Source organism: Emergencia sp. JLR.KK010 (assembly GCF_037018265.1).
Taxonomy (GTDB): Bacteria; Bacillota; Clostridia; order Peptostreptococcales; family Anaerovoracaceae; genus Senimuribacter; species Senimuribacter intestinalis.
Genome location: NZ_CP143550.1, coordinates 2,609,909 through 2,634,330 on the forward strand (window position 1 = coordinate 2,609,909; position 24,422 = coordinate 2,634,330).

20 protein-coding genes and 3 tRNA genes are annotated in these 24,422 nt (G+C 45.0%); 1 reads left to right on the forward strand and 22 read right to left on the reverse strand.

What is annotated here, in order from left to right:
• Positions 1–358: 358 nt before the first annotated feature.
• From V1225_RS12600 to V1225_RS12670, 15 genes are all read right to left on the reverse strand, one after another.
• The gene (locus tag V1225_RS12600) at positions 359–1,339 is read right to left on the reverse strand and encodes a hypothetical protein (protein WP_338546692.1); all 981 of its coding nucleotides are present in this window, start codon (positions 1,337–1,339) and stop codon (positions 359–361) included.
• A 12-nt stretch (positions 1,340–1,351) separates the two neighbouring features.
• Positions 1,352–2,170 (reverse strand): Mrp/NBP35 family ATP-binding protein, encoded by an 819-nt coding sequence (locus tag V1225_RS12605; protein WP_160200489.1) that lies wholly within the window; start codon positions 2,168–2,170, stop codon positions 1,352–1,354.
• Positions 2,171–2,202: 32 nt separating this feature from the next.
• The gene (locus V1225_RS12610) at positions 2,203–3,144 is read right to left on the reverse strand and encodes an AEC family transporter (RefSeq protein WP_160200490.1); all 942 of its coding nucleotides are present in this window, start codon (positions 3,142–3,144) and stop codon (positions 2,203–2,205) included.
• Positions 3,144–3,581, reverse strand: a complete 438-nt coding sequence (locus V1225_RS12615) for a 4Fe-4S dicluster domain-containing protein (RefSeq protein ID WP_160200491.1) — start codon at positions 3,579–3,581, stop codon at positions 3,144–3,146. The genes V1225_RS12610 and V1225_RS12615 overlap by 1 nt, the downstream gene beginning before the upstream one ends.
• A 374-nt stretch (positions 3,582–3,955) precedes the next feature.
• A complete protein-coding gene (locus tag V1225_RS12620) occupies positions 3,956–4,891 on the reverse strand; it encodes a DUF1848 domain-containing protein (RefSeq protein WP_251613599.1) in 936 nt (311 codons plus the stop codon).
• Positions 4,892–5,890: a nucleoid-associated protein gene (locus V1225_RS12625; protein ID WP_161909253.1), complete on the reverse strand. Its 999-nt coding sequence runs from the start codon at positions 5,888–5,890 to the stop codon at positions 4,892–4,894.
• 3 nt (positions 5,891–5,893) lie between these two features.
• The gene (locus V1225_RS12630) at positions 5,894–8,161 is read right to left on the reverse strand and encodes an aspartate kinase (protein WP_338546695.1); all 2,268 of its coding nucleotides are present in this window, start codon (positions 8,159–8,161) and stop codon (positions 5,894–5,896) included.
• A 121-nt stretch (positions 8,162–8,282) separates the two neighbouring features.
• Entirely contained in the window at positions 8,283–9,431 is a 1,149-nt protein-coding gene (locus V1225_RS12635; RefSeq protein WP_251630558.1) for a DHHW family protein, read from the reverse strand.
• 17 nt (positions 9,432–9,448) lie between these two features.
• Positions 9,449–10,846, reverse strand: coding sequence for an MBOAT family O-acyltransferase (locus tag V1225_RS12640; RefSeq protein WP_251630559.1), 1,398 nt, complete (start codon positions 10,844–10,846; stop codon positions 9,449–9,451).
• On the reverse strand, positions 10,833–11,828 hold the full coding sequence (locus V1225_RS12645) for a transglutaminase domain-containing protein (protein ID WP_160200497.1): 996 nt from the start codon (positions 11,826–11,828) through the stop codon (positions 10,833–10,835). The genes V1225_RS12640 and V1225_RS12645 overlap by 14 nt, the downstream gene beginning before the upstream one ends.
• A 15-nt stretch (positions 11,829–11,843) precedes the next feature.
• Complete coding sequence (locus V1225_RS12650; protein ID WP_160200498.1) at positions 11,844–12,344, reverse strand: DUF4358 domain-containing protein; 501 nt, start codon at positions 12,342–12,344, stop codon at positions 11,844–11,846.
• Positions 12,345–12,450: 106 nt separating this feature from the next.
• Positions 12,451–13,056, reverse strand: coding sequence for a CAP domain-containing protein (locus V1225_RS12655; protein WP_338546699.1), 606 nt, complete (start codon positions 13,054–13,056; stop codon positions 12,451–12,453).
• 340 nt (positions 13,057–13,396) lie between these two features.
• Positions 13,397–13,472: transfer RNA gene (locus V1225_RS12660), tRNA-Met, on the reverse strand.
• A 25-nt stretch (positions 13,473–13,497) separates the two neighbouring features.
• Positions 13,498–13,586: transfer RNA gene (locus V1225_RS12665), tRNA-Leu, on the reverse strand.
• Positions 13,587–13,612: 26 nt separating this feature from the next.
• Positions 13,613–13,687: transfer RNA gene (locus tag V1225_RS12670), tRNA-Asn, on the reverse strand.
• A gap of 217 nt (positions 13,688–13,904) precedes the next feature.
• On the opposite strand from V1225_RS12670, the gene V1225_RS12675 reads away from it, so the two are divergent.
• Entirely contained in the window at positions 13,905–15,287 is a 1,383-nt protein-coding gene (locus tag V1225_RS12675) for an ISNCY family transposase (RefSeq protein ID WP_338545996.1), read from the forward strand.
• Positions 15,288–15,771: 484 nt separating this feature from the next.
• Here the strand turns inward: V1225_RS12675 and V1225_RS12680 are convergent, their stop codons facing one another.
• Genes V1225_RS12680 through V1225_RS12710 form a run of 7 tightly spaced genes read right to left on the reverse strand, consistent with a single transcriptional unit; the run spans position 15,772 to position 24,245 of the window.
• The gene (locus V1225_RS12680; RefSeq protein ID WP_160200500.1) at positions 15,772–16,794 is read right to left on the reverse strand and encodes a tetratricopeptide repeat protein; all 1,023 of its coding nucleotides are present in this window, start codon (positions 16,792–16,794) and stop codon (positions 15,772–15,774) included.
• On the reverse strand, positions 16,794–18,320 hold the full coding sequence (locus V1225_RS12685; protein WP_161909260.1) for a B12-binding domain-containing radical SAM protein: 1,527 nt from the start codon (positions 18,318–18,320) through the stop codon (positions 16,794–16,796). The genes V1225_RS12680 and V1225_RS12685 overlap by 1 nt, the downstream gene beginning before the upstream one ends.
• Complete coding sequence (locus V1225_RS12690; RefSeq protein WP_160200502.1) at positions 18,320–19,192, reverse strand: radical SAM protein; 873 nt, start codon at positions 19,190–19,192, stop codon at positions 18,320–18,322. The genes V1225_RS12685 and V1225_RS12690 overlap by 1 nt, the downstream gene beginning before the upstream one ends.
• 33 nt (positions 19,193–19,225) lie before the next feature.
• Complete coding sequence (gene argS / locus V1225_RS12695; protein ID WP_160200503.1) at positions 19,226–20,950, reverse strand: arginine--tRNA ligase; 1,725 nt, start codon at positions 20,948–20,950, stop codon at positions 19,226–19,228.
• Positions 20,937–21,383, reverse strand: coding sequence for a DUF523 domain-containing protein (locus V1225_RS12700; RefSeq protein ID WP_160200504.1), 447 nt, complete (start codon positions 21,381–21,383; stop codon positions 20,937–20,939). Before V1225_RS12700 ends, argS begins: the two co-directional genes overlap by 14 nt.
• 5 nt (positions 21,384–21,388) lie before the next feature.
• Positions 21,389–23,770, reverse strand: coding sequence for an endonuclease MutS2 (locus tag V1225_RS12705; protein WP_251613614.1), 2,382 nt, complete (start codon positions 23,768–23,770; stop codon positions 21,389–21,391).
• A gap of 10 nt (positions 23,771–23,780) precedes the next feature.
• Positions 23,781–24,245, reverse strand: coding sequence for a cell division protein ZapA (locus tag V1225_RS12710; RefSeq protein ID WP_160200506.1), 465 nt, complete (start codon positions 24,243–24,245; stop codon positions 23,781–23,783).
• Between the last annotated feature and the right edge of the window lie 177 nt (positions 24,246–24,422).

Genomic DNA, 24,422 nt, shown 5'->3' on the forward strand with positions numbered 1-24,422 from the left:
ACCTCGTTTAACCCATTTTCTATTTTTACCTGAAAAATGTATAAAACTTTTGCCTTCCATCACTGCATGGCTTGCATTTTCTGCAAGATACTTCTCAACATCTCGATATTCTTGCATAATCTATAAGGATTTAAGGAAAATTCACGATGTACCGCAATACACCTTACCCTGACTTATACACTTTTTCAATGCTTTCTGTTTTTCGGTTAAAAATTGCCCACCTTCTTATACACTTTTTTAGAAAAATAGCGATTTAGGTTAAAGTGCCTCTTCCTACTTGCGTATTATCTTCCGCGCTTTCTTCACATACTTGCAAGCAGTAGCAAACCCCCGGACATACTGCCGAGGGCTTTCTCATCTATTTCTCATATTCATACAAATAATAGTTTCCGCCTGTATACAGATAAAGACTGCACTTGCCATCTCCTGCAGCTTTTGGAATGCTTGCCACGCCGTAAGTCCCGCGGTTTTTTCCCTTCCCGATATCCTCGTAAGAGGTGATGTTGGCTTTGTTTTCATCGTCAGCCACCACGTTGCCGATATAGTTCTCCCCATCCTCCGTCACGATACGAACACCATAAAAACTGTCAGCGTCTTTCTTCTCGCTGGAAAGATTCTTCACCTTCACATAAAGAACAAGAAGTTTCTCGTCCTTGTTGCTGGCTTTAAAATAGTTGTAGAAATAGCCAGGGTTTTCCGGCTCAATCTTTGTGGTAAAGCGCAGCTTACCTGGGGTCAACTCACAAAGCCCATCAACAATAACCTTCTCTTTCAATTCCAGTTTCTGATATACTGCTACTGGCTCTGATGTATCAATTGGAAGTCTGTAGTTATATGAAGCTTTATCTTTATCGGTATCGAAAGCAAATGCTGCTATCATGTTGCCTGCACTAGCCTCTGATTCTTCCAGCTTTGTGACAAAATACACCGTGCTTTCTTCCCCAGCTTTGATAGTCGGGTAGGATGTCAGCGTCTTGCCTCCTTCATCAACGGCTGCCGTCATCTGTTCTGTAAAGGTTTCTTCGTCTCTTTCCAGCCTGAAAGCGCAGATATCTGCAAGAGTCATATCCTCTGCTGCCAGATTTTTTACAGTAGCTTCTACCACAACAAAGCTCTCATCTTTACCAGCTTCCCAGCCCATACTGAAGTTCTGAGTAAGAGGCGCATAAACCTGCGGCGTTACCAGCACATTCTTGGGCGTAATCTCAGCCTTTTCAGAAATGACGGAAGTCTCTCCCATCTGAAGAGTCACTTCTGCATCTCCACAGGCACAAAAAACGAAAACACCAGCCAGAATCACCAGATATAGCAACAACTTTTTTATAAGACTTTTCTTCATTTTGTTCACCTTTTACAGCTGTGCTGCCAGCCGCTCCATTTCCTCGCTCACATAATCTTCAATGCGGCCGCTGTCGCATGCCTTTGCAACCTCCATATCCATCGGCAGCTTGGCAACGTTTGGAATACCGTGCTTTGCAGCTACTTCTTCAATGTGGCTTTCACCGAAAATCATGTGCTTTTCATTGCAGCTTGGACATTTGAAATAGGACATGTTTTCTACGATTCCAAGAACAGGAATATCCATCAGTTCCGCCATCTTCACAGCTTTTTCCACAATCATGCCTACCAGTTCCTGCGGAGAAGTTACGATAATAATGCCGTCTACAGGCAGGCTCTGATATACAGTCAACGCCACATCACCGGTTCCCGGCGGCATGTCGACAAACATCACATCTACATCACCCCAGCATACATCGCTCCAGAACTGCTCGATCACGCCGCCCAGAATCGGACCTCTCCAAACAACCGGATCGGTTTCATTTTCGAGAAGCAGGTTGATAGACATCGCCTTAATGCCGCTGCCAGTTACCGACGGCAGAATCATCTGGTCGTTACCTTGCGCTTTTTCAGTAAGACCGAAAGCCTTTGGAATGGACGGGCCAGTAATGTCCGCATCTAAAATGGCAACGTTCTTGCCCTGTCTCTTTGCAGCGACTGCCAGCATGGAAGTTACGGAGGATTTACCTACGCCGCCCTTACCGCTGACAACACCGATTACTTTTCTCACATCAGACAAATCGTTCATCGGGGCTTTCTTGATGCCCGGATCTTCTTGTCTTTCTCCGCAGGTTGCACTGCAGGATCCACAATCATGATTACAATCACTCATCGCTTTTTTCTCCTTTATCTCTCATTCATATTTTAAAACATTCCCAAGTTTTTAAACAGGAATATCCATAAAAACATGGTAAAACTTGCAAATGCCGTGGTAAAAATTACAATTTCTCCCGCCAACTGTCCGTCGCTGTCCATGGACTGCGCCATCGTAAAAGAGGATACCGCCGCAGGGGATGCGAACATAGCGAGCAGCGTCACAAACTCAATACCGCGAAATCCGCAAAGCGCCGCTGCGCAAAGCCCAACTGCCGGAATCACCACCAGCCTTCCGATGACGCAGATAAAGAGATTCTTGCCCCTGTTTCCCATCTCCTTAAAATCAATGGAAGAGCCCAAAATGACAAGTGCAAGAGGTGTTGTCACAGCCGCCATATCGCTGATGACATCTTCCAGCATCTCTGGAAGTCGAATCTTAAAAATCACTGTTGCAAGTCCCGCCATTGCACCCAAAATCAATGGATTGGTCAACACTTTTCTGACAATCTCGCTGGGGCTGGGGTTTCCTCCCCGAAACAGTTCCAGGGTAATCACCGCCATCACATTGTACATAGGTACTATCACCGCTACCATCATAGCAGTTACACCTAAGTTTTCTCTGCCAAGAAGATTCACCGCAATGGGAAGCCCCATGATGACAAAATTGCTCCGGTAGAGTCCCTGAATCATAGCACCCCTGCTCTTTGGATTCTTCTCTACGGCAAAAGTCACCGCCATAGCTACTGCATAGATTACCAGCACTGCAATGACACCAAAGGCAAGCAGCTTTCCGTTAAAGGCTTCCCCAAGGTCTTTTCCGTAAAGGCTGTGAAACATCATGGCTGGAAAAAATACCACAAAGACCATATGGTTCATCTTCTTGATTTCAGGCGGCTCCATCAGCTTTGTTTCTTTGACCGCTACGCCAATCGCCATGAGGATGAACATGGGAAGTACCGCTTCCAGGGCTATGATAAAATTACTAAGCATTACTTATAAAAAGGACATGCTGCGCACTCCGGTCTTCTTGGATTTTCCGGATCGCAGTGAAGGGGGAAAATCCGAAGGTCGTGGCTCAGCTTATCTCCCATCAGGGATTTCAGAGCAGCAATCTGACACAGAGTTCCTACAAACTCCGTAGTAGTGCCCGCCTTTAGCTGGCGCATGGTTTCTCTATAAACCTTTGCCATATCCCTTTCATAATACTCATCTTTATACTCGTAAAAATTCTCAAACTCCGGCAAATCCACCGGGTTGAAGACCGGACAGTAAAGAACACAGTTGTTGCACTTGGAACAGCCGTCCTCGTTGATGACCGGTTTCTTATTGCCGTTTTCGTCTCTTTCCATTTTGATGCAGGCATACTTGCAGCCGACGGTGCAGGCCTCACATCCGTTACAATTTTTTACTCTATCTGTAATTTGCATTGCTCAAACTCCTTTTCTTTCTTATTTATTATTCTATCATAAATACGGCGCAATGAAAAGCCCGCCCGTTCACTTCTTCATAGCAAAGACTTCACGTGCATATAATCCAAATTTTCCATCAAAATATGCACATTTTCTCAGAAATCCATGCAGATTTTCGAGTAAATCACAAAAAATATGCACAAATCCACTCAATACTGGCTAGTTATGCGCTGAAAGGTGCCCCATATGTGCATATTTTTAATGATTCTTTTAAATTTACGCACAGCTATGTGCATATTTTTACGATTTTTCCCAAATCTATGCACTAGAGCGGCAGATGGGGTAGGGATCCCTTTGCCAGCTGACCAAAGAGGTAACTTCCTGAAATAAAATTACAGCAGTTCATCCAAAGACATCTGCCAGCGAATCCAGCTTTCCTGCTCGCAGGATTTTATAATATCCCCATCCATAAAATCCCCGATTAAAAAAGGTGAAAAAGGATCGTGCTGTTTCATATTGTACTCCACAGTCTCCCTGTCGTAGTTAGCATAGCAATAAAGACAGCCGTGTCCGCAGGTATTGTACGCACCGATATCGCTGCCCAAAATACAGCTGCAACCATCTCTTGTCATGGCAGATTTTGGAACCGATAAGGGCAGTCCTATGGCCTTTTCGAGCACTTTCTGGCTCTGACAACCGCTGCAGTCAGCGCCAAACTGCGCAAGCTCATCACCTTCACCGCAAGGGTACAGTTTCATGCCTTCTTTTTCCGCAATCGTTACAAAGGCTTCACCAAGGCGCAGCCGGTCTTCTCTTGACACGGTCTTCCCTTCCGGAAAGTTTCGCTTGGTCTTATCATAAAGATCTAGAAAGCTGATGACACAATGCTCTGTGTAACCGGAAAGCTTTTTTGCCATATTCTCAAAGGCTTCCAAATGAAAATCTACTGAATACTTTTCCGTAATAAAAATCGGATCGTACCGCCAGCTGACACAGCTTTTTCCTACCTTTTCAGAAAGAGCGCAAAAGCTTTCCATTACAACATCAGCAGGCGGTACATATGGTTCAATATCCGTTCCATAAGGCGTAATCGTCACCGACCAAAATTGGCGAAAAGGTGCTAGCTGCTCCAAATTTTCCAGCATAGGCGCAGGATTCTTTGTGCAGAAGGTAATGCAGTCAATGACGGTCGGATCCAGGAGATAACGGGTCACCTGCTGAGACTGATATGGGTTTCTTGCAAAGACAAAGCCTTCTTTGAGGCGGCGGTAAAACCACTTGCTGTAGAAGGCCGGTATGTCTGTTCTGTTTCCTGTATTTAAAATCATTTATCTGTTCACAATCTTTCCGATATTTTTCAGAGCAATAGAAATGGTTCCGTCCGGATTATTGGTAAACTCTACATATCTACTGTTTTCCAGATATTCCGTCGGAATTTTGATTTCAATGCCCGTGTCGGTCTTTATCTTGTGGCTGCGAATACTCTTGACAACTTTCGGGTTTTCTACAGAAATTTTCGGCGGCATATCCGCCTCCATTGCTTTCTGCCTGAAAGTCTTTTTCATCACCTCGTTGTCGTGAAATACCTCTTCACAAAGATCCGATGGCGTAAAAGGTACGTTCTGCTCCGCACGCTCAATGATGCAGCTTTTCGCTCGGCTCACAGCCACAGCCGAATTGCTGCCGTATTCCTCTGCCACTTCACTGGTGATTTTTTTAATCATGCGCACAGTTTCTCTTGCCGACTGACCATAAGTACACTGCAAAACCTTATCAGGCAGCACCATAACTTCATCTCCGTTAATAGCACGTTTTTTATCACAAACCACCACCGACAAATCCTCTGTGTCGATAATCGCATAACAGGAAATCTTCTGGTTGGTACCTGGCAGCATAGTGAAATAACGGATAATTTTGTTGGCAACACCTTCCTGACCGTTTTCTACCTGGTGCGTGTAAGCAGTCTTGTTGGGAAGCAGCAGAAGTCCGATATATTCCCTGCTTTCTTCAGTAAACTGGCATACCAGAAAATCCATGGATTCCGGCTCATCAGCCTGAGAAATCTGGTCATGAAGCAGATTGCCCGCCGCCGTAGAAAACTCCGCAAAATCGATATTTCCAGAAAGATACCGGTCCAAGGTCTGTTTTAAAATACTATACTCTAAAAACTCACCTTTTTTCTTTGACGAATCTTCCATAATGCGCAGCAAATGTTTTTCTATAAACTCACCCGTTCCATAATCGCCAATTTCCAGCTCTTTCTGAGAAAAGATACAAATATCCGAGTTAAAGTCCATAATATGTAAAATTGCTTTTTTAATAATCATTGTTTACTGTTCCACCCTCGCAAATTCTGTATAAATCGCCTGAATTGCAGCCATATAGTCTGCGCTGTTCACACCGACCATCATGTTGATTTTCTGTGCGCCGTGGTCTATAAGCTTCACATTAATTTTGCGGTTTGCCAGAGCACCAAGCACCTTTACGGCAACAGCTGGCGAAGTGCCAAGCTCCCGTCCGACGATGGCAATTAAAGCCACATCGCTGGTAACCGTCACTGTTCCCTGGGGCACTTTGTCCCAGATTTCTTCGGTAAGCACAGAAATGCAGTCTCTCACGTCAAACTCATGGACGATGATATTGAGAGAGTCGATACTGGACAGGATATTCTTGACAGCGATTTTTCTCTCATCAAAGATTTCCAAAATCTCTGCACGAAGCTGCGGCTGCTCGCTCATCTTTCCCTTTTCGATTAGGATTGCAGTATAGCCTGTCTTTCCGGAAATGCCGGAGATTTCCAGACTGCTCTGGTAATAGTCCGCATTCTTTACAATCAGCGTGCCGTGCTCCTGCGGCTTATTGGTATTTCTGATGTTGATTGGAATTTCCAGCTTTACTACAGGGAAAACCGTATCCTCATGAAGAACGGCGGCGCCCATATAGGAAAGTTCCCTCAGTTCTTTATAAGTAATCACCGGTACACTGCGCGGGTTATCTACAATCCTAGGATCTGCCATAAGAAGTCCCGATACATCAGTCCAGTTTTCATAGAGGTCTGCACCTGCTACCGCAGCCACGATAGCACCTGTAATATCAGAACCGCCTCTTGCAAAGGTCTTAGCCTCTCCGCTCGGAAGCGTCCCGTAAAAACCCGGAATTACTGCACGATTAGTTTCTGCCAGCGCTTTACCCAGAACCTTTTTGGTTTTTTCTTCATCGAAAGTCCCATCTTCCTTTAAGAAAATATGGTCTTTTGCATCGATAAAGTCCGCCCCGATATATGCTGCCATAATCTTAGCGTTAAGATATTCACCTCGGCTGATGATATAGTCAGATTTGGTATTATCTGACAACGCATTTCTAATCTGGTTAAACTCCTGATCAATATCGAGTTTCACACCAAGTCCTCTGACCAAAACCTTGTATCTGGACTGGATTTTGTCAAGAATTTCTTCTGCCTGCTCGCCTTTCTTTTCGATGCAGGCGATGAGCAAATCAGTCACTTTTACGTCATCTGCAGACCGCTTTCCCGGTGCAGACACAACAATATACTTTCTTGCCGTATCCTCTTCAATAATAGCGGCGCACTTTTTGAACTGCCCGCTGTCAGCAAGCGAGGTGCCTCCAAACTTGGCAACTTTGCAGTCAGCCTTCTGCGTAAATGCATCGGACAAGGTCGCATCGTTAATCTGATTCACATCATACTGGGTTGTCTGGTATACAAAATAGTTCAGCCAGTTGCAGTAAAGCAGATTGGCCGATGAGCGCCACTTTACGATAGGTTGTTTGGTGTCGTCATCTTCAGGAAAATAGTTGCACGGCACATCAGGATTAAGACCTGCATTCTTGTCACGCAAATATTCCTTCAGCAGAGTATCGCCGTCATATTCCGAATGCCCCATGATAAAAATCTGCTTATCATTTCTGGATTTGATAGCATAGATTCCCGCTTCGTCGGAAGTGGAAATGATTTCCAGTTCCGAAATCCTCTCCACATCTTCCCTGTCCACCGTAGTGTTTCTGGAATGAGGCACAAAAAACTCATCGTCGAAACCTCGGAACAGCATGCCTTTTTTGTAATCCAGGGTATGCTTATACACGCCGGAAAGCTTCTTAGGCAGCTTTCTCTTTTCAATGCCATAGTGGTAGTAAAGTCCTGCCTGCGCTCCCCAGCAAATGTGGAAGGTGCTGTGAACGTGACGCTTGGACCACTCCATGATTTCACAAAGTTCATCCCAGTAGTCCACTTCCTCAAAGGGCAGCAGTTCCACCGGTGCACCTGTAATAATCATTCCGTCATAATTTTTATGTTTTATCTGATCAAAAGTCTTGTAAAAAGCAATCATATGCTCCTGCGACGCATTGGACGCCTTGTGAGTACTGGTCTGCAAAAGTTCCAGTTCCACCTGCAACGGTGTATTTCCAAGGAGTCTTGTCAGCTGCGTTTCCGTATCTATTTTGGTCGGCATCAGGTTGAGAATCAAAATCTGCAGCGGTCTGATATCCTGTGTCATGGCACGGGTATCGGTCATGACGAAGATATTCTCCGAAGTCAAGGTCTCAATTGCCGGTAAATTATTTGGTACTTTAATTGGCATAAACAAACGCCTCCTCTACTAAAAAAATGGACTGTCCGTCTCCTTCTATCCTTGGGACAAACAGTCCTATCATTTCTATTATGCGACAAATCCGCCCGACTTTCAAGAGGAAGTTTTCTTTTTACGAAAGAATCATTCCCCCTGCTGAAAGCGCTGACAAGTTCCTGTCGTTTATCATATTTTCCATACTGTAGAGCGTCAGCACCTCGGTAATGCCCTGTTCCGCTGCGTATTCTGCCAGATTGCCACTGAAATAGCGCAAATCTACCATATATACGTTGTCGTAATGGTATGCCGCCAAAGGTGCAAAACAGTTGGCAAAGGAGTCCTTGATAATCAGCAGATTCTGCCCGGTTTCCTTCTTTCCTGTTTCAATGGCAAGTCTGCCGTAATTTCCGCCGAAAAACACAGCGTACTTATCCTTTTTCTCAAGGAACTGCCTTTGGTACATGCCTCCCAGCATCACCTTGCCGTCTGCAGTCACTTTGTAGCCATCCTGCTCCGGCGCTGTAAACGCACTGATGGTATCCCGATGACCATCGTCCCAGAGGACCTTAGAATACAGCGTGCCCTGAAAATCCTCGGTCAGCACGTTTTCTTTCGTTCCCAAAAAATCCAGCCACGGCTTCCACACACCAAAGGCAATAGCCGCCCCGTCTGTGGTCCAGTGGTGGTCTTTCCTATAGTAAAGCTGGGTATTTCCGCGGCCTGCAATGAAGCTAAAGGTCTCGTAAAGATCCACATAACCGCAGTTTGTCAGCTGCTGCGCTGCTTCTTTTGCGTAAGCCGCCTCATCAAAGCAAGCAGCCCCGCCAGGCAGCTTATCTCCCATCACCGCGCCAGTAGTCGGCACCAGCATAACGGATTTTTCCATGTCAGAAGGCAACTCCTCATAAAAGGATTTTATCCCCTGCAGATTCTTTAAAAACTGTTGGTGATCCATCTGTTCTTCGGTGAGTTTTTCTATAAACCAGCCATCCTTACCCAGATAAACGCCGCCGATATCTTTTTTCAATAACAGCCGCTGTAAGGCAGTCTTTGCAGAAATCCACTGGTTGCGAAGCGGTACCTGATCGTCCATATACCGCTGAAAATCCTCCTCAAACGCTCCTGAGAGCACACGTTCTGCGGTAAATTTCGGCGCTTGCTGCAGCATCCGGTTTTCGTTGTCAGAAAAAACCTTATCCTTCAGGAAGATTCCTCCCAGGAGAAGAATCAGCAGAAATCCAGCAAACAGCACAGTCATGATAATGTCATCTTTCTTTCTCATCTTCCACACGCCTCCTATCAGAACCTGAAATACAGAAACGGATTATATGTATCGCTGACTAAAAACGCCATAGATGCTGTTAAAATCAGCAAATATGTGACATTCTTTACAGTCAGATAAACTGCTGGCTTTGTCTGAAGCTTTCCAAGCAGCGCTCTTGCACATTTTGATGGAAGCTGCGTAGACGCAAAAGCCATGATGACAAACAGCAGCCCAGACGTTGCAAGGAAGTACCCGCTTCGCCCGTTCCAAAGACCACTGCAAAAAGCCATGGCCTTCAAATAGGTGAAAAACGTTGTACCATCGGTCAGAGCAAAAATGACCCAGCCCAGCACGATAAAAAACAGCGCGTACGCATGCTGCACAAAACACGGCAGCTTTTCCAAAACCCGCAGCAAAAATACTTTTTCTAAAATCAGCAGAATACCGAAATACACACCCCACCACAGAAAATTCCAGCTGGCGCCATGCCAAAATCCGGTCAGCGCCCAAACAATAAAAATATTTACCACCTGACGGCTCATTCCTTTGCGATTTCCACCCAGCGGAATGTACACATACTCTTTAAACCATGTGCTCAGCGAAATATGCCATCTTCTCCAAAAGTCGGTAATGTTCTTTGCAGTGTACGGATAATTGAAATTCTCTTCAAAATGAAAACCGAACATTCGTCCAAGACCGATTGCCATATCCGAGTAACCGCCAAAATCAAAATAAATCTGAAAGGTAAAGGCAATTGCGCCCAGCCACGCCGTCGCTGCCGGCATCTGATCGATATTCATAGACGAGATTTCGTCCCATATAAGCCCCGCCTGATTGGCAAGAAGGACTTTTTTCCCAAGACCCATGACAAAACGTCGTGCGCCCTCCGCAAAATTTTCCAGATTGCTCTCTCTTTCAGCAAGCTGCATCTGGATGGTTACATAACGCACGATAGGCCCCGCAATGAGCTGCGGAAATAAAGTAATATAAAGTGCAAATCGAAGCAGATTCTTCTGTGATGCTGCCTTTTCCCTGTACACATCTATCACATAGGACATAGCCTGAAATGTGTAAAATGATATGCCGATAGGCAGTACCACCTCCGGAAATCCCAGACGTCCAAAGAAGAAACCTGCATATTTAAAATACCCCAATATAATCAAATTTCCAAGAGCAGCGAAACAGAGCATAAGCCTCGCTGGCCTATGCTCGTTATTTCCGAAATTTTTACAACACGGTATTGCCAGCCCGCATCCGTAGTTAAATAGAATGGACACCAGCATAATCAGTAAATATCTGGGCTCTCCAAAGCCGTAGAATAAGAGGCTTCCTAAGAGCAGTACACCGTTTCGCATACCCTTGGGCACAAGATAATACAAGATTATCACAGTTGGCAAAAATGCCAGCAGAAAAGCTGTACTACTGAAGACCATCGATGATCTCCTGCAGCTTCTCTAAAATTTCCGGATCAAGCTGTCCACCCATTCCGTCATCTGCCTGATATGCTTCTATCGTGTAAATAGTTTTATCCCCAACCTGCATAGTTGTACCCTGGCACAATTCAGTCATACCGTCATTAAACGCACTGGTAATATAGCTTGCAACATCTTCATTATAGTTTTCAGCATTCTTTAAAGTAAAAGCAATTCTACGGCTGCCTTCGTCCATCTGTGTTTTCACGTATTCCGGTATATCGTAGATATCCTTTAAATCACCGGCATTTTCTGCAAGGTAACAGTACTTGGTACCGTCAGCAGCCGGAATTTCCTCGTGATTCCATGGATAACTTCCATCATCTTTAACACTGTCAGGCACATTAAAATATGTATATCCCGGTTTTTCGCCGGTGCCTCCATCAAAAGTTACATCGCAGTGATACCATTCGTCGTCCAGCTTAACTAAATCCCATGCATGCTCGCCTTCCTCTGTAGAATGAATAATCTGACACTCAATATCCAGCATATCCATCAGTAGTTTAAAGGTAGTCGCATGACCCACGCAAATTGCCTGATGATACTTGAAAACTCCGTATGGAAGATGGCTGTATTGTCCGCCGCTTGCAATTGGAGCCAGAGAATTATCATTATATGCCGTATATGCCATCTGCCAGTCGTAGATTGCCTTTTCCTTTTCGTAGTCGCTCATGCCATCTGTTATATTCTCGTCGATGACTTTCTTTGCCTGCTCCAGCACATATTTATCCTGTTCATTGAGTCCTTCTGTCGTTCCTGACTTGTAGGCTTCTACCACTGCCGTATCATCGTAAATCTCGTGAATTTCACCTTTTGAAGCAACATATTCCTTTAGCATATCTGCCAGAGCATTGTTTTGCAAAAAAACACCCGCAACAGAAATAAGCAAAATCGCCTGCATTCCGATTAAAATCCCTGTTAAAATTTTTGTCTTCTTTGTCATTTTCTGCATCTCCTATTAATCCTGATTTAATACACCCTGAATTACTGTAATCATCTCTTCCGGCTGATCTGAAATTACCAGAAATACGTAATTCTTTAACACTGTAACCCTTGCATTTTCTAGCTTATAAACCTCATCCGGCTTGTAGTTCTCAAAATCATGGAGCCGTTTTGCGAGCCTTGCTTCCATGTATTTTTTGATTTCGCTAACGTCTGCATTTTCGCCTGCTCTAACGATGGAAATCTCATCTGCATTACCACCATCTGCTGCATAGGCAATAGTTCCTCCGTCAATCTTCTTTATGGAGAAATTGTACAGCCTTTCAAAATTATCAGCATATACATCTTCCCCTAAGCTGACGGTTGTATCCATCGGCGTGGTGTCAAACTGTTCCAGTACAGTTTTCACCGCCTCATTACATCGCCCTTCGTCCTTGTCCTCACTACAGCTGCAAAGCACACTTACAGTAAGTAGAATACAAGTTACTAACGTCATAGTTTTTATTATTTTCTTCATGTTTTTCCCCTTTCCCAAAGTTTTCTCTGTAAAATTCATTCTACAACTTTCTAAGGGAAAAATATATAGGATTTCTGAGATTTAAGAATTATTAAGAATACCCTCGCTACTTCCTGCTGCTGATAAAAAGCTGCACCGAAGCTGCACCATACTCGTATCCTCTGCTGCCAGTCCTGTCATAAGCGATAGCAGTAGCCACAGTGTCATACCTGGATTCCAGCATATTTTTGCGGTGGGCCGATGATTTCTTCCACTGCTGAAACATTCCCTTTGCTGCGGCTTCCGGCGAAGTCTGATAAGCTCTCCATGCTAAGTTTTCTCCAGTGCCCCGATAAGAGATACGCAATTTCAAATCTGTATACACGCTGGAAAAACTTCGAAGTTCTCCTTTTTTATTATAGCGCCTGTGGCTTAGTTGTGGATATTGCAACGCCTCCGTCGCTCTCAAATCTGCTGCTTTCTGCAGCTTCTTATTGAGAGAAAGAGGTTTTACTCCGTGAGCCTTGCGATACGCATTAAGCAGCTTCAAAGCTTCTCTTTGATAACGTTTTGCATAAGCCTCCAATGTCAATGTTTCCGTCATATCAGCTGTTTCCAGCACTGGTGCGGCTTCTACATATGCTGCATTTGCTGTGGCGTGCAGCTGCACGAGCAAAACCATTGCAAAAATCATCCACACTATGAATCTCATCTGCATCTTATTTTTTATCACACTTATTCCCCCCCTGCTCTTTTCTTTGCCGTTATTGTATCCGACTTTTTCCCAAAAAGAAAGGGAAAAAAGCTGACATTTCCCCATAGTCGTTGGAATGTAAGGGAAAAAAGTTTTAAAATAAATTATCTTGATACGTCTGCTGCCGCTTTTTTCTCTCTCGAAATTGAACTTTTTTCCAGTTTCGGAAGCGCTGGAAAGAATATTTCCTTTATTCGAAAAGAATGGAAAAAACAGTATGGAGCTTCCTCCTTCATATCGCAAGCCTTCTAAGGTTTAAGCCCTGTCATCGCAAGCAACAAAAAAACACCATTCATCAGAAAGGTGTTTTCTTTTTCTCTGGTTGCGGGGACAGGACTTGAACCTGCGACCTCCGGGTTATGAGCCCGACGAGCTACCAGCTGCTCTACCCCGCGATATTAAGTTGTACAGATAAGAAATTGGTGCCGGAAACCGGGGTCGAACCGGTACGATCGGTAAGGATCGCAGGATTTTAAGTCCTGTGCGTCTGCCAATTCCGCCATTCCGGCACATCAATACAAATCTGTCAAAAAAATGGCTCCGAGAGTGGGGCTCGAACCCACAGCCTACCGGTTAACAGCCGGTTGCTCCACCATTGAGCTATCTCGGAACAATGTTCCGTCATTCCTGACGGCAGATATTATTATACACCAGTATCACAGTTATTGTCAATATCTTTTTCTACTTTTTTTATATTTTTCTGCTCCAAAAGTGATAATGTCTTAAGAAAGCGCAAGAGAAAATGTCCCAAAAGGATTCCTAAAAAACACATATCATAGTAAACTATCTCTTCGGAGGTGGTTTTTATCAGAAAGGTTGAACTTAGAATGAAAGAACAGAAAAAGTACGAAGTGATTAAAAAGCTAAAAGAAACAAACGGAAACAAGAAAAGAGCTGCCGTCGAGCTAGGCTGTACCGTCCGCCACGTAAACCGAATGCTCAAAGGTTATGAGACGCAGGGAAAAGAATTCTTTTCCCACGGAAACAAAGGCAGAAGACCTGCATCTGCTCTCTCTGAGGAGTTAAAAGAGTCTATCCTGCTTCTCTACCAGAACAAATACTATGATTCGAACCTTACGCATTTCACAGAAAAATTGGCTGAGAATGAAGATATCCGGGTCTCAGAGGGAACCGTCAGAAATCTGCTTTACTCTCATGACATTCTCTCTCCCCTTGCATGGAAACGGACTCGCAGGAAACTCAAAGACAAGCTAAAAACCCAAAAGGATACTGCAACATCAAAGACAGAAAAAGAAAGCCTTCAGACTGCAATCGTTGACCTGGAAGATGCACATCCTACCAGAGCCAGATGTTCCTATGCCGGTGAGATGATTCAAATGGATGCGTCTGTACATCTTTGGTTTGGCGAAAACAAAAGCCATCTGCATGCCGCCATTGACGATGCCACGGGAACCCTTGTCGGCGCATATTTTGACAGCCAGGAAACCTTACATGGATACTACCAGGTCTTCCGCCAAATTCTTGAAAATTATGGCATTCCCTATATGTTCTACACTGACCGCAGAACCGTATTTGAATACAAAAAGAAAAATTCTCCAAATTTGGAGAATGATACATTTACGCAGTTTGCTTATGCATGCAAGCAATTCGGTGTCGATTTAAAAACAACCAGTATACCACAAGCCAAGGGCAGAGTTGAACGTCTTTTTAAAACCTTACAATCACGCCTGCCTGTCGAATTACGACTGGCAGGCGTGAAAAACCTGGAGCAGGCAAATGAATTCCTTCACTCCTACATAAAGAAATTCAACGCACAGTTCGCTCTACCCCTTAATCCTACCACGTCTGTATTTGAAACACAACCCTCAAAAGACAAAATCGACCTGTTTCTTTCCTTGCTCACACCCCGTATAGTGGATGCCGGTCATTCCATTCGGTTCAACAACCATCGGTACAAAATGTTGGATGAATCCGGCATGCATACAAACTACTACAAAGGAACGCAGGTGCTGGTAGCGCAGACCCTTAGCGGCAGGCTGTTTTGCAACGTAAACGGGCGAATTTACGCCTTGGAAGAGATTCCGTTGCATGAAGAAGTATCTCGGAATTTCAATACAGAAAAAGAACTTGCAGCAGCGAAGAAGCCAAAGAAGCAAAATATCCCGCCTATGCATCATCCTTGGCGCAAAGATAACTTTATGAAACATGTCTACGCTATGTATGGTAACGAAGCAACCTGGGCTGTTTAACTGCTCACGGTAACCCTTGCTTTTTGGTGCTAATATTGCACTTATTTTTGGACTTTTTCAATTACGGTTGACATATCTTTTTCTACTTTTTTTATATTTTCAGATTCAATTCGAATTTAGGCTTCCGCTCACCATCTACAGTCTATTATAACAATAAATTCCGGTTTTATTCCTGCTTTTTACTGATTTCCAAAAAAATTATCAGAAGACCTCGGGGTTATAGATTTCCTGCATTGACAAATTCTCGATTTTTCGCTACTTTTGTCAATCTTTCCTTAAAAATTCAGCAAAAGACAACTGAAATTCGGATATTTTTTGACTAAATTGACAAATTTCAGCTTTCTTGTCAATTTTGTCAACGCAGGAGGGGATGTGGGCGACTGCTTGACAGACTCAATGCCCGCAAACAGCTGCCAGCCGCTGACCGCAACTCATTAAACCAGGCAACCAGCCGCCGACTGGCGCACAAGCCGGCAGCCTATCCTTAGGACAGGCTGCTGCTTTTCTCTGCTTTATCCAGCTGCGCGTTATGTTTAACTACTGCAATTTTCTTAGTATATTTTTCCGCTTTTTCTATCTCTCCGGAGGCCGTATAGTAGGCGGCCAGGCTTTCCATCGCTTCTACATTGCTTGGTGAAAGCTGCAGAACTCGAAGATAACAGCTTTCGGCATCTTCCAGTTGTTCTTCTGCTTCGTAGGCAACGCCCAGATAGTACCACAGAGGCCACCAGGTATTGAAACGTTCGTCCTCCTTGTAGCCGGCCAGAATGGTGATTCCTTCTGCAAAGCGGCCTGCCAGCACATGATTATAGCCCTCTTCGATTTTTACAGGCTCAGCCAGTTTTTCCAGCCAGCCGCTGACTTCTTCTTTCTGCTCCTTGTTATCCGAAAGTTCCATAAAGGTATCGAAGGTCAGCTTCGCTTTTACGTAAAGTCCCATATTCAGATAACCATAACCCAAGAAGTAAAATCCCATGTCGAAGTCCGGTTTCATCAGGGTCAGTTTTTCAAAGGCTTCCAGGGACTCTGCCTTATAGCGTCCGACATACTCTTCCCCTTCTCCGATTTCATAGGAGTCCTTGCAGGCTCTGCCGTAGCAGTACAGCGCGTCAGCGGACTCAGGATCAATTAAGAGAGCGCTACGAAAGCAGATACAGGCATAGTCAAAATCATTTTTAGCAGCAGATTCCACACCTTCGTTAATCAAAGGCTTTACAAACTCCTTGGTAAAGGTTCTGGTAATATATGCCACATAATGATCTCTATATTTGAAGTTGATGTCACAGCCGATAATAAATGCCATATTCTTAGCAATTACCAAGGTCGAAAGTCCTGTCATGGCAGTTTTGCGAATTGGCACCGGAACACCGGTCAGAATATCTGCAATGCCTGCTTTTTCAAGGTAGCTGTCCGACAGTTCATCAAAGATAAACTGGTCTGCATGGGGCAGCAGATATTCACCGATACGGTCCTGCAAAATTTGCGGTTCTTTATGTTCAAAATCCATTAAAATTCCCATCCTTTTTTATGAAATTTCTTTACTGCGTCAAAATTCATGGTCTGCTCTAAATCGGCAGAAAGCAGCCTTTTTGTCTTTTCGGAAATGCCCGGAAAATCTTCTTCCAGATGCAAAGCAAAGCGAAACAAAATACGGTACAAATCTTCTTTTTTGTGCGATCTGTGCTGGTAGCCTTCCTCATAGAAGAATGCCGACAATTTCTCATAAAACCGAAAAGCAGTCGCAGAAGAAGCTTTGCAAAGGTAGTGCAAACTCTGTGAAAATCCGCCCTTGTTTGCATACAGGTCCAGTACGTGCTCAATCATCTTCAGCCTCACCAGTTCGCCAGCAGATATAAAATCATTTGCAATCACCTCGTAAGGCGCTTCACTACGGTACACATAGCCATAGCTTTCCGCCTTACTGCGTGCCTTTGTGCCTTTCAAAAGCTTCAAAAATCCCAGCTGCAGGTTGTCCGCACCCAAGGCATAGACTGCATTGAAGGAATGTCCAAAGGAAGTATATCCCTCAAAGGGAAGCCCTGCGATTAAATCCACATGGATATGACTGTTTCCAAGAGCAATCAGTTGCTCCACATTGGAAAGCAGTTTCGGTATGTTGCTGCTTCGCTCGATGGCGGTAAGCGTTTTCTCATTGGTCGTCTGAATGCCGATTTCAAACTGAAACAGACCGTCCCTCGCCATCCCAAGCAGCGCAAAAGTTTCCTCGTCCAAAAGTTCCGCACAGATTTCAAAGTGAAAGTTGGTCACTCCGTTATCCTGCTCAATGAGATGTTTCCAGATTTCCCTCGCCCGATTTCTATCATAATTAAAGGTTCTGTCGATAAACTTAACCTGCTTGACCTTCTCAGCAAGAAAAAAATCCAGTTCCTTAAAAGTTCTCTCAAGGGGCAGGGCTCTGATAGTCTTTTCTAAGGACGACAGGCAGTAGCTGCACCGATATGGACATCCTCTTGCCGATTCGTAGTAGACCACTTTGTCCGTCTCCATCTCCAAAATCTCATAAGGAAAAGGGAGTTTCTCCATAGCGAGCACAGGACCGTCTGCAGTCTCCCGCACCTCTTTGTCCTTGCGATAGGTAAGCCCGCAGACCTTTTCCGGATTGAGTCCAGAAAGCACGCTGCCGCCAAGAACCAGTTCTTTGCAGAACTGGAAAAATCCCAGTTCTCCCTCGCCGCGTAGAATATAGTCTGACCAAGGGTTCTCTTCCATAAAGGATGCCGCCTCATAACTAGCCTCAGGTCCACCCAGCATAATTCGAATTGATGGATTTGCCTGTTTCAGCTGCCTGCCCAGCTGGCAGATTTTCTCCACATTCCAAATGTAAGTAGAAAAACACACTAAATCATAGCCGCCTCGCAAAATTTCACCGTAGATGTAGCCCATCTCGTTGTTGATGGTAAACTCCTTAAGGGCAATGTCAAGCCCGGAGCCAACCGCCACACTGTAGAGATATTTCAGCGCCAGATTAGAATGGACATATTTTGAATTCAGCGTCGTCAGTAAAATTTTCATTACAGCATCCTGAATCTTTCGTCTTTGAGAAGTCCGGTATCTGCCATGGCTCGCTCCAGCTGCTCCATCAATCTCGGTTTATCAGCCGGCAAATTACCTCTAAGGGACACATAGTTGGAGGCGTGATTGCTTCTAAATACGCAAGGTTTTGTCGGATTTGCGTGCTTTAAGAGAAGATAAGCCTCCGCCACCACTTCCTCCGCAGAAAGCAGAGTAAGCTCACCTCTATTAATCTGCCCCACAATAGGCGCACGATTATCTAACATCAGTGTCAGAAGACTCACGTAGGAAGCGTTCATCTCGCTGATCATCTTGCCTGTCTCGACCGCGTGCTCTTCCCAGGCCTCTTTTCCTGCAAGACCGGAAATAAAGGTTACCGATGCTGGGATTCCCGCATCCTCAATTTTGCAGACAGCCTCAATCATTTCCTCGCGGCTGACGCCTTTGCAGATCATATCCAGCACCTTCTGGCTACCCGACTCCGCACCCAGATAAATCATGCCCATGCCGTGGTCACGAAGGGTTTTAAGTTCAGCAGGCGTCTTGCGCAGTACGTCTTTGGCAGATCCGTATACGCTGACTCTTTTGCACTCCGGAAACAGCTCTCTGATTCTGTCCAAAATAACTAACAGCTTATCGTTTGACAGACAAAGGGCATCCCCGTCGCAGAGAAAAATTCTTTCCACCTTGCGATAGGTCTTTCTCGCCGTTTCCAGATCCTCCATGACTTCTGAAACCTCCCGCACGCGAAACATTTTGTCCTTGAACATGCTGCAGAAGGTACATTTGTTGTGAGAACAGCCTATCGTCACCTGAATCAGCAAACTGTAGGCTTCACTTGGCGGTCTGTAAATATCCCCTTCATATCTCATAGTTTCTATCTTTTCCTTTCCGTCTTTTCAAAATTACATACGTTCAGGCGCTTTCATGCCAAGAAGCGCAAGGCCGTTTCTAATTGCATTTTTCGCGGCCAGTACCAACGCTACCTTGGCAGTCTTTTCTGCTTCGTTGTCAGTGAGAATATGCTCATCGTGATAGAAGCGGTTGAAACTCTGCGCAATATCTACAATATGTCTGGTTACGATAGACGGTTCATATTTTTCACCTGCGTCAGCCACAACTTCTGGGAATTTGTATAACAGTTTAGCCAGTTCATATGCGCTTTCACTGCACAGATATTTGCAGTCGATGTTTTCAAGGGCTGCTGCCTTTGCGGTAATCTCATCACCGGCTTTGCGCAGTACAGAAGCACATCTTGCGTGAGTGTACTGTACGTAAGGACCGGTTTCACCGTCGAAGTTAAGGACTTTATCCCACTTGAAAACATAGTCCTTGATTCTGTTGTTAGACAGTTCCTGGAAAATAACAGCGCCGATACCGACAGTCTTTGCAATTTCGTCAATATCCCCTTCGGAAGCATTCGGGTTCTTCTCTGCGATGATTTCTCTGGTCTTTTCTACAGCTTTGTTCAGCACGTCCTCCAGGAATACCACTCTACCATGTCTTGTGGACATCGTGCCTTCTTCCAGGCTGACAAGACCAAACGGAACATGAACGCAGTCCTTAGCACATGCATAGCCCATCTTGCCTAAAATGGTGAACCACTGCTGGAAGTGGAGATTCTGCTGAGACGCAACAACATAAATGTTTTTATAAAAATCGTAGGTTTCTTTTCTATAAACGGCAGCCGCAATATCTCGGGTAATGTAAAGGGTGGAACCATCCGACTTTGTAATCAGCGCAACTCCCAGACCTTCTTCTTCCAGATTTACAATGTGAGCGCCCTGAGATTCTTCCAAAAGACCTTTTTCTTCTAATTCCTTTACAAAACGCGGCATCTTATCGGAGTAAAAACTTTCGCCGGCGTAGGAGTCGAAGGTAATGCCCAGCATGTCGTATACGCGGCTGAATTCCTTCAGTGATTCGTCTCTGAACCACTGCCATAGCTCGGTTTCTTCCTTTTCACCGTGTTCCAGCTTTGTAAAGATTTCTCTGGCTTCATCGTCCAGTTCCGGGTGTTCCTCTACTTCTACGTGGAACTTAGTGTAGTAGCTGAGCAGAGTCTTAATCGGCTCTTTGATGACATCTTCTTTGTTGCCCCAATGTCTATAAGCACAGATCATCTTGCCGAACTGGGTGCCATAGTCGCCCAGGTGGTTGATTCTGACTACATCGTAGCCGAGGGCATCATAAATTTTGTAGATGGAGTTACCGATTACGGTACTTCTGATGTGACCGATATGGAACGGCTTTGCAATGTTCGGGGAAGAGTACTCCACGATGACTTTCTTGCCTTCGCCCACGTTGGATTTTCCAAAATCTTCGCCAGTTGTCAAAACTTCATCCAACACATCTTTCACAAATTCTTCTTTGGAAATGAACATGTTCACATAGGCGTTAACCTGCTCAACCTTTTCAAAGAGAGGCTCTGCACTGATTCCCTCAGCGATTCCTTTTGCAATGAGCGGCGGCGCCTTTCTGAGCACCTTGGCCAGTTTAAAACAAGGAAACGCATAGTCACCCATTTTGGTATCCTGCGGCACCTCGACCATATCCATAATTTCTGCAAGTTCCAGACCATCTACGTGTTTCGCAATGATCTTTGCAATTTCTTCTTTAAAATTTACCATCCATAATCTCCTTTTCTGAAATGACTTTGATTCCTCTGTCCCGAAGCTTTCCTGCAAAGCAGCCATAGCCTGCTGTTAATGTTCCTGTAAAGGTGCCGTCATAAATCTGCCCGCTGCCGCAGGAAGGACTGTTGGCCTTCAGGATTGCTCCATCTATTGGTTCGCCGAGCTTTTCGGCTTCTTTTATGGCCTTCTCAAGGGAGATTTGCGCCCCTTTCTCAAAAGCCTTCGTAACATCACTGCCTTCTTTGTCTACAATATGGCCGCCTATATACTCTGCAGGCGGTCTCGGCACGGGAAGCCCGCTTAAAGCTTCCGGGCAGACAACACAGAAACTGCGTCCTTTACAAAACTCAATGACCGCTTCATTTCGGTTATTGCCACCGTTATATTTGCAATTGTGTCCAAGAAGACATCCGCTGATTACATACATATTCTTTACTCCGTTTTTAACCTGACAATGGTCACGCCCTCGCCGCCTTCATTATAGTTTCCTTTGCGGAAGCTGACCACATGTTTGTGTCGTTTCATCATGTCTCGCAGACCTTTTTGTAAAACACCTTCGCCTCTGCCGTGAATAACGGTCACCTCGGAAAGTCCTGCTACATAAGCGTCGTCCAGGTATTTGTCCACCTCCACAATGGCATCGTCCAGATACTTTCCTTGTACATTGATAGTGATGGAAATATTCTGGGCTTTCTTCTTATAAAGACTGCCGTAGCCAGTGGCTTTCGGTTTCTTTTTCTTCTTGGTGCCATCATTGATCAGCATTAAATCATCCACATTCAGGTTTGCTTTCATGATACCGATTTTTACCTGTAAATCTCCCTTTTCATCTGGCAGGGATAAAACCTCGCCGTTCTGATCGAGAGACACCACTTTGACCCTGTCGCCTACTTTGATTTCTGCAGCACTGACCGGGTTGCTGTTGACCTTGGCAACAATTCGCTCTGCATATTTATCTTCTTTTTCCCGCAAACGCTTCCTGCTCTTATCGTAGCGCTTGCTACGCTCGCCCATGCTTTCAAGCTTAGCAAGCTCTTTCAGCTCTTTCTGTACCTCGCTTGCCGTTTCTCTGGCATCTTTGAGCATCTCCCTTGCCTCTTGCCTTGCGTCTGCAATAATTTTGTCTTTTTTTCTATTGATTTCATCAAGCTTTGCTTTCGCCTCTTCCTGCTGTTTTTGCATTGTAATGCGAATGGCAATAGCTTCGTCACGCTCAGCTTCAGCTTTTTTCTTATCTGCTTCAATGGCGCCGATGACGTCTTCAAACTCGATATCGCCTCGCTCAATCAGCTTAGAGGCTCTTTCTATGAGACTGTCCGAAAGCCCCAGCTTCTTTGAAATTTCAAAAGCGTTGGACTTACCGGGAATGCCGATGGATAGCCTGTAAGTCGGACTTAAGGTTTCCACATCAAATTCCATAGAAGCGTTCTCTACTCCCTCTGTAGAAAGGGCATATTTTTTAATTTCGTTGTAATGGGTCGTGGCAACCGTTACCGCTCCCTGCCTGTACAGGGTTTCCAAAATCGCAATAGCAAGGGCTGCGCCCTCTGTCGGATCCGTACCCGCGCCCAGTTCGTCTACCAACACCAAGGAATGCCGGTCTGCCTTACCCACAATTTTTACGATGTTCTTCATGTGAGAAGAAAAGGTGGACAGGCTCTGCTCGATGCTCTGCTCGTCGCCGATATCCGCAAAAATTTCTGTAAAAATTGGGATTCTGCTCTGACTGCTTGCCGGAATGTGCAGACCGCTTTGCGCCATCATGGAAAGAAGTCCGATAGTTTTCAGAGTGACAGTTTTGCCACCGGTATTGGGACCTGTCACCACCAAGGTCCTGTATCCATCTCCCACCGATACGTTGATCGGAACTACCTTCTTGCTGTCAATCAGCGGATGTCTGCCCCTTCTGATATCAAGCACGCCTTTCGAATCAATGAGGGGTTCCTCTCCCTCCATCTTACGAGAAAGTTTTCCCTTTGCCATAATAAAGTCCAGCTGCAAGAGCAGCTTTTGATTATTTTTAATATCGTGGTAGTGTTCTGCCACTGCTTCAGACAGTTCTTTGAGAATCTTTGCGATTTCACCTTCCTCGGCAAGCTCCAGTTCTCTGAGCTCATTGTTCAGGTTGACAATGACCTGCGGCTCAATAAAGAGGGTTGCCCCTGCCTTGGACTGATCGTGGATAATCCCCGGAAATCTGCTTCGATGCTCCTGCTTAACCGGAATCACATATCTGCCGTCGCGCATGGTAACCAGCGCATCCTGCAAATAGGTTCTGTTATCTGCTGTATTCAAAATATGGTTTAACTTGTTTTTAATTGCGTCATTTTGCCTTGCAATGCTGCGCCTGATATCCCTAAGCGCAGGTGACGCATTGTCGCTCATCTCATCTTCAGACAGAATGCAGCGGTCAATTCTCTCAGAAAGTCTGGGCATTGCCACAAGCAGCTCCGTCATGGAGGAAATTAGCGGCATAGGAGGCAAATCGCTCCCCTTAGTAAAGGAAATAACCCGCTCAGCAATGCGCAGATTGAAAAGAATCTGCAAAAGCTGTTTCATGGTCAATGTGCCGCCTTTTCTTGAAAATTCAACGCTTGAGACGATATCATAGATACCGCCTGTAGGCAGCGCTCCTTTATGCACAATAAGGTCAACCGCTTCCGTGGTTGACCTTAGCTCTTCTGAAATTACCCGTTCATCGGTATAGGGAGAAAGTTCAGAGATGATTTCCCGGGTCATCTCTGAACCTGCCTCGCATTTCAGAAGCTCAATAATTTTGTGATATTCTAACACATCCAGTGCTTTTTTGTTCATAATATATCCTCTATCGATTATTTTTCAGTTTTTCAAGTTCACTCTTGAGCTGAATGTTCTCCATCTGTAAATCGAAAAAGGAATTCTCGAACTCCGTGCATTTGGATTGCAGTTCTTTGAAGCGTTCGTCGCTTTCCTGCTTCTGGTTTTTCATCTCCGCCATATTATCCTTATATTGGGCAAAGTTTTTCTTTGCGTCCTCCCACATCTTCAGATAATACTTGGAGTCGTTTTCCATCTGCTGTTTGGCAGTGCGAAGCAGTTCCACCTCACGCAGTGCCTCAAAGTACTCCTCTGCAATATTTATGGCAGAAAGGATACTGATATTGCCCTGCATTGCGTCTCCGCAAGCTCTGCTGATGAGACGCATTTTGTTATCGACATACTCGGCAATTCTCGTAATTTCTTCTTCGGATTTATCTCCTGCGATTGTGTATTCCTGTCCGTAAATTTTTACAGTTACTTTGCTATCCATATGTTCACCTTTTCTGTATCTTGTGTATTGCTAAAATCAGTTAGAACTCTCTTCGCCGTCATTCTTCCGGCTCTCCCGCCGGACCTCGGACTCTCGCCGTAGAGTGCCACGCACCATTTCTTGGTGCTGCACTCCTGACGGGGGTCCTACCTACGACTCCTCTTCGCCGTCATTCTT